This window comes from Rhizobacter sp. P2_H3 (assembly GCF_056403355.1).
Genome location: NZ_JBFUFQ010000280.1, coordinates 1 through 6,649, shown reverse-complemented (window position 1 = coordinate 6,649; position 6,649 = coordinate 1). Strand labels below are relative to the sequence as shown.

Below are 6,649 nucleotides of genomic sequence, written 5' to 3'. Positions count from 1 at the left end.
GCCGTGGGCGCCGCGCTGTTCGTCGTCTCCGACGCCTTGCTGGCCACCGACCGCTTCGGGCCGCCGCTGCCGCTGGCAGCGCTGCTGATCCTCGCGACCTACTGGGCGGCGCAGTTCCTGATGGCGGCCTCGATGCGCCGCGGCGAACCGATGGAGACGACCTGATGGACGTGGACCCGATGCAGTCCGTGGAGTCGCTGCAGGAGGCCTCCTCCGTGGCGAAGCGCAATGCGCGGCTGAATGCGGTGGTGGCGGTGAGCGTCGCGATCCTCGCGACCTTCATGGGCATCTGCAAGGTCAAGGACGACAACATCGTGCAGGCCATGCAGCAGGCGCAGGCCGACAAGCTGGACCATTGGTCCTACTACCAGGCCCGCAACGTGCGGCAGGAGGTGGCCGATGCGACGCTGACCCAGCTGCGGCTCGCACGCGCCGAGCGCAGCGGCGCGCAGGCCGCGGCCTACGACACCGAGATCGCCCGCTACGCCGCGATCGCGGCCGACCAGGCGAAGAAGAAGCTCGAGGTCAAGGCCCAGGCCGAGCAGGACCAGAAGACCTACGACGCGCTGAACTTCCGCGATGACCAGTTCGACCTGTCGGACGCGGCGCTCGCCATCGCGATCGCGCTGCTGGCGGTGACCGCGCTGACGCAGCTGTGGTGGCTGTACTGGCTCACCTGGGTGCCGATGGGCTTCGGCGTGCTGATGGGCGTCGCGGGGCTGGGCGGCCTGGGCATCCATCCGGATGCATTGGTCAGGCTGCTCAGCTGAAGGCAGCTACATCCCCTTGAACAGGCCGGTGAAGCTGCGCGACACCTCCAGCTTCTCGTTGTGCCCCTTGACGCTCACCAGCTGACGCCCGCGCAGGTCGCGCGTCACGCCCGAGATCGCCTGCGTGTTGACGAGCGTCGAGCGGTGGATCTGCCAGAACTGGTTCGGGTCCAGCTCGTCCAGCAGCTCCTTGATCGGCTTGCGGATCAGCGCCTCGATCGTCGCCGTCTGCACCCGCGTGTACTTCTCGTCGGAGATGAAGAACAGCACGTCGTCGACCGGGATCATCTGGATGCTCTGCCCGACCGTCGCCTGGATCCAGCGCAGCCGCTGCGGCGCGCTGCCCGGGTTCAGCTGCTGCGCGAGCTTCTGCAGCAGCTGCTGCATGTCGGGGCCGGCCACCGGCGGCGCCTCGTTCGACGCCGCGCGCTGCGCAAGCCGCTTGCGGATGCGCTCCACCGTCAGCGCGAGCCGCTCGCGCTCGGCCGGCTTCAGCACGTAATCGACGACGCCCTGCTCGAAGGCCTCGACCGCATACTGGTCGTAGGCGGTGATGAAGACGATCTCGCAGCCGTCCCAATCATCGTCGCCGGCCGCCAGCTGGCCGATCTGGCGCGCCGCCTCGACACCGGTCATGCCCGGCATCCGGATGTCGAGGAAGACCAGGTCGGGCCGGTGCTGCGTGGTCAGCTCCACCGCCTCGATCCCGTTCTTCGCCTCGGCGACGATCTCCAGTTCGGGCCACACCTCGGCGAGTCGCGCGCGAAGCTGCTCGCGCATCAGCCGCTCGTCGTCGGCAATCACAGCTCGGATGTTCATGCCTGGATCGTAGCCTCAGCTGAGGCTTGCGGGGCCTTCGGCTTGCGCTCCAGCACGCGCCACACCAGCCACAGCAGCCCGGCCACCAGCAGCACCGGCGACAGCAGCAGCCCGGCGGCGATCAGCGCCACCGCGACGGCGATGCCGACGGCCAGCGCGGCGAACAGCAGCGGCACGCCCAGGCCCACCATCAGCGTGAACGGCACGACGATCGCCACCACCAGCGCGGCCACCAGCAGGCAGGCGGTGATCACCAGCCACTGGCCGGCCTGCAGCGACGGCAGCATCCACGACTCGCCGTCGATGCTCACGTGGATGCCGTCGGCCGGCAGGCTGTGGATCAGCGCTGCCGCGGCGAGGCCGGCCATCACGAGGGCGCTGAGGCCGAGGCACAGGAAGAGCTTGAGGATGCGTTTCATGCAGGGGCTCCTTCGGAGGTCTTGGCGCGGTAGGGCACGGTGATCGTCACCCGCGTGCCGCCACCGGGGTTCTCGGACACGGTCAGGCTGGCCGCGCTGCCGTACAGCAGCTGCAGGCGTTCGCGGATGTTCGCGAGGCCGATGCCGGTGCCGGCGGTCGCGGCCTTGCCGAAGCCGAGGCCGGTGTCGGCCACCGACACCGCGAGCTTGCCGTGCACGATCTCGGCGGCCACCGTCAGCGCGCCGCCCTCGGCCTTCGGTTCCAGCCCGTGCTTGATCGCGTTCTCGACCAGGCTCTGCAGCATCATCGGCGGGAACTCGGCCGACAGCAGGCCGTCGCTCACGCGCACCTCGGTCTGCAGGCGCTCTTCCATCCGCACCTTCAGGATCTCCAGGTAGGGCCGGATCACCGCGAGCTCGCGGCCCAGGTCGCGCGTGGCCTGCGCATTGGCCTCGCGCATCGTCGGCATGCTGGCGCGCAGCAGCGCGATCAGGTTCTTCTGCATCTTGCTGGCGCGCGGCGGGTCGGTCTCGATCAGGTGGTCGATGCTCGCCAGCGTGTTGAACAGGAAGTGCGGCTCGACCTGCGCCTGCATCGCGGCCATGCGGGCCTCGATCACCTGGCGCTTCAGCGCCTCGGACTCGGCCATCTCGGTGGCGACCACTGCCTGCGCCTCGGCCTTGAAGCGGCCGGCGGCCATGATCTTGATCACCATCGAGATGAAGATCAGCAGGAAGGTGAAGCCGGGCAGGTGGTCGCCGGGGCGGAAGCCCTTGATCGTGACGGTGTCCATCTCGTCGTCGGCCGCCATCTTCTCGAGCACGCGGTCGGCGGCCTCGCGCTGGGCGTCGGCCGCGGCCTCCTGCGCATCGGCGATCGCCCGCTGGATGTCGGCCTTGGCCTCCTCGACCGCGGCACGCACCTCCTCGGTGTCGGCGTTCTTCGGCAGCTTGACCTCGATGGCCGGCACCGAGATCGTGATGCCGGCAGCGGCCGATGCGGCGGCCGACGCGGCCGGCGCCGCCGGGCCGATGCGCACGCCGCGATCGTCGATCGTCACGCCGCCGGCACGCACGCCCTTGTCATCGATCTCCAGCGGCCCGATGCGCACGCCCTTGTCGTCGATCGTGACCTCGAACGGCTTGCCGGCGATGGTCACGTTGGCGCGCTTGGCCGGCTCGGCCGACGCGGCGCTGGCGGGCGTGGCCGGTGCGGCGGGTGCCGTGACCGCCGGCGCCTTGCGCTTCTTCGGGCCCTTCACGACGACGCGGTCGTCGGTCCAGCGCAGGTTGAACGGCGGCAGGTCGGACAGGATACCGGCGGCGATCAGCGCCAGCACCGACAGCAGGATGAAGCGCTTCCAGCTGATGCTGTCCAGCCAGCGGGCGTAGGCGCTGAAGGCGCGGCGGGCGGCCGGCAGCATCGAGCCGGTGAAGCCGGGGGCGGCGGGCGGGGTGGGAGTCGAGACCATGCAGCCACTGTAAGCGGCGGCACGGGGGCGGCGCGACAGCCGGGCGACGGTCCGGCCGATCGGCCGGACAGGCTGCAGCCATCCGCGACAGAGCGGCTACAGGAAGCCGAGCTTCTTCGTCGCGAAGTTCTTCAGGTTCGGCAGCACGGTCGCGAGCTGCGTGTCGGTGGCGCCGAACCAGCCGAGCATCGTGGCCGCGTACTGGTCGACCGAGGTGGTCGGGATCCAGCGGCCCTGCAGCTCCCAGCTGTCCTTGCCGACGTCGTCCGGCCCGCCCAGCGTCAGCGTCGGGAAGCTGCCGTAGCTGGTGCCGCCCTTCACCGCGCCGCCCACCACCAGGTGGTTGCTGCCCCAGGCGTGGTCGGTGCCGTTGCTGTTGTTCGGCGTGAAGGTGCGGCCGAAGTCGCTTTGCGTGAAGGCCGTCACGGCATCCGCCATGCCGAGGTTCTTCATCGCGGCGTAGAACGCGCCCAGCGCGTCGCCGACTTCCTTCAGCAGGTCGGCGTGGGCGCCGGTGGTCGGCCCGCCGGTGACCTGGTTGGCATGCGTGTCGAAGCTGTCGATCGACGCGAAGAAGATCTGCCGGTTGCCCTGCACCGTGCCGTTGGCGGCGATCAGCTTGGCCACCTGGTAGAGCTGCTTGGCCAGCCCCGTCTTCAGCGTGCTGCCGGAGATCAGCGGCGCGAACGCGCTGTCGATCGCCGCCAGCGCGCCGGTGCCGCCGGGCGTCACCGCCACGGTCGCGGCGAGCCGGTCCGACACGGCGAAGGCGTTGCGCTGCGCCGCCGCATAGGCATCGGCGAGCGCGGCATCCTGCGCCTGCGCGTACAGCGCATCGATCGCCTTCTTGCGCGCCGTGTTCGACGCGTTGTTGGTCAGGTCCTTCGGCTGCAGGTTGTAGGCGCCGAACGTGGCGCCCGGGTCGGGCAGCACCAGCGGGGTCTGGGCCGACGACAGGCCGAAGCGCGTCGAGCCGGCGACCGAGATCACCGGGTTCGCGGTGCCCAGCGCCTCGGACGCCCGGCCGCCCCAGCCGGTGCGGGTCAGCGAGTCGGAGGTGCCGGTCTCCCACAGGATCTGCTGGTCGGAGTGCGAGAACAGGTTGTCGGGCAGCAGGTCGGAGCTGGCAGCGGCGGCACGGTACTGGTCCTTCGTGAGCGGCGAGTTCAGCGTGCCGAGGTTCAGCACCGGCGCGAGCTTGCCGTCGGCCCAGGCGGTGGACAGCGCCGCGAGCGACGGGTGCAGCCCGTAGTTGATGCCGGCCAGGTTCACGAGGTTGGCCTTCGGGATCGCGAGGCCCTTGCGCACGGCCGCGTACTGGTCGTAGCGGGTGTCGGTCGGCACGATGGTGTTGAAGCCGTCGTTGCCGCCGTACATGAAGAGGCAGACCAGCGCCTTGTAGTCGGCCGCGTACGCCGGGCGGGCGCCGAGCAGCAGGTTGGACAGCGTGCCGGTGCCGAGCGCGCCGGCCAGCGTGGCGCCGGAGCCGAGCAGCCAGCGGCGGCGGTCCATCGAAGCGGGAGCGTGGGTGGGGTGTGTCATGTCGGGCTCCTCAGCGCTGCACTTGGTAATTGGGCGAGCCGAACACGAGGTAGGCGGCCATCTTCACGCGGTTGAGCTTCTGCGCGTCGGTGCTGGAGCCCGAGACCGACACCGCGGCGATCACGTCGGTGCGCGGCCCGGCCGGCAGCGCCTGGCCGATCGCCAGCATCGACAGCCGGTCGACCAGCTTGGCGGCATCGGTCGCGTCGGCGGTGAAGGCCGAGAGGTCCACCAGCGTGCCCACCGGGTTCGGTGCACCGCTGTCGGCCGGCTTGGTGCCGCCCCAGTCGAACAGGTAGGTCAGGAAGTTGAGCCGCTCCAGCGCCGAGTTGGCGTTGTGGATGCCGAAGGCCGGGCCGACCAGCGTGGTGCCGGGCACCGGGTAGTCGGGCGGGTAGTAGTTGAAGACCGAGGGCGGGCGGAACACGTGCTGGCGCAGGCTGTCGCCCCACCACCAGCTCAGCGAGTCGCCGTCGGTGTTGCCGTTCAGCGCGCGCAGCGTGCCGGTGAACATCAGCGTGGGCTCGCGCAGCTTGCCGCTGTTGCGCGTGGCGGTCTCGGCACGCGCCTCGCTGTCGAGCAGCACGGCCGCGACGGTGGCGGCCAGGTCGCCGTTCCTGCCGCTGCCCCAGCTCTTGTCGAAGTACGTGTACTTGCCGCTGCTGAACGCGGCCGACACGCGGGCCACGTACTGCGGCGTCGGGTTGCTGGTGACAAGCTGCTGGATCAGCTGCTTGCCGATGAAGGGCGCGGTGTTGGGATGTGCCATCAGGCTGTCGAGCACGGTCTCGAGCGCGGCCGGGGCCTTGGTGCCGGCCGCGAGCTGGGCGCCGCCCAGCAGGTCGCGCGCGGTGGTGTCGTGGAACTTGTCGACCGCGATCATGTCGCCGCCGTAGTAGCGGCAGTTCATGCCGGTCGGGTAGCAGCCGTACGAGGTGGCGCCGCCGGCCGGGTAGGTCCAGCCGGTCAGCGCGAAGGCATAGGCGCGCACGGTGTCGTTGCTGTAGGTCGGCACGCACTTGCCGGTCTTCAGCGAACCGTCGGTGTTCAGCTCGCAGGTGCCGATCGAGAACAGCTGCAGCAGCTCGCGCGCGTAGTTCTCGTTCGGCGCGGCCTTGTCGTTGTTCGCGTTGTTCAGGAAGTCGCCCATCACCGGCGACAGCGTCACCTTCTTGAGCACGTCGCGGTAGTTGCCGAACGCGTTGTCGAGCAGGTTGTTGTAGTAGACGCGGAAGCCGTAGTTGCCGCTGACCTCGAGGCTGTTGACGACGACGACCTGCTGCAGCGCGAACGCGACGCGCTGGCGCAGCTGGTCGGGCTGCTTCACCGCGTTGCGGTAGAAATCCCACAGCAGCGGCTCGGTCGAGAACCAGTCGCGCCAGCAGTCGGGCTCGTTGACGTGGGCCGGCAGCTCGCAGAAGTCGGTGGCGCTGGTGTTCTGGTGGATCTCGCCGGTCTTGCCGCTGGTGTAGCGCGAGCTGTTGAGCGCCATCTGCGCGGTGATCCAGGCGGCGGCGCCCTTGGACTTGATGTCGGTGACGAGGGCCTCGCTCGGGCCGAAGCTGGCCTGGTCGGCGAGGCGGACGGCGTCGCGCTGAGTGGCGGTGGCCGGGGCGGTGGGGGCGGG

The 6,649-nt window shown here is 70.0% G+C and carries 7 protein-coding genes; 2 read left to right on the top strand and 5 right to left on the bottom strand.

The window, feature by feature from the left end; all coding sequences use genetic code 11:
• The first annotated feature begins 3 nt into the window (after positions 1–3).
• On the top strand, positions 4–165 hold the full coding sequence (locus AC1D1T_RS28680; protein ID WP_477992965.1) for a lysoplasmalogenase family protein: 162 nt from the start codon (positions 4–6) through the stop codon (positions 163–165).
• Positions 165–770, top strand: a complete 606-nt coding sequence (locus tag AC1D1T_RS28675; RefSeq protein WP_477824748.1) for a DUF4337 domain-containing protein — start codon at positions 165–167, stop codon at positions 768–770. The genes AC1D1T_RS28680 and AC1D1T_RS28675 overlap by 1 nt, the downstream gene beginning before the upstream one ends.
• A 6-nt stretch (positions 771–776) precedes the next feature.
• On the opposite strand, the gene AC1D1T_RS28670 is transcribed toward AC1D1T_RS28675, so the two are convergent.
• From AC1D1T_RS28670 to AC1D1T_RS28650, 5 genes are all read right to left on the bottom strand, one after another.
• Entirely contained in the window at positions 777–1,589 is an 813-nt protein-coding gene (locus AC1D1T_RS28670; RefSeq protein ID WP_047501768.1) for a LytR/AlgR family response regulator transcription factor, read from the bottom strand.
• Complete coding sequence (locus AC1D1T_RS28665) at positions 1,586–2,008, bottom strand: hypothetical protein (protein WP_477824747.1); 423 nt, start codon at positions 2,006–2,008, stop codon at positions 1,586–1,588. The genes AC1D1T_RS28670 and AC1D1T_RS28665 overlap by 4 nt, the downstream gene beginning before the upstream one ends.
• Complete coding sequence (locus AC1D1T_RS28660) at positions 2,005–3,480, bottom strand: sensor histidine kinase (protein WP_477839424.1); 1,476 nt, start codon at positions 3,478–3,480, stop codon at positions 2,005–2,007. Before AC1D1T_RS28660 ends, AC1D1T_RS28665 begins: the two co-directional genes overlap by 4 nt.
• 96 nt (positions 3,481–3,576) lie before the next feature.
• Positions 3,577–5,022, bottom strand: coding sequence for a DUF1501 domain-containing protein (locus tag AC1D1T_RS28655; RefSeq protein WP_047501764.1), 1,446 nt, complete (start codon positions 5,020–5,022; stop codon positions 3,577–3,579).
• A 10-nt stretch (positions 5,023–5,032) separates the two neighbouring features.
• On the bottom strand, positions 5,033–6,649 hold a 1,617-nt coding region (locus AC1D1T_RS28650), incomplete at its 5' end, for a DUF1800 domain-containing protein (RefSeq protein WP_477992964.1).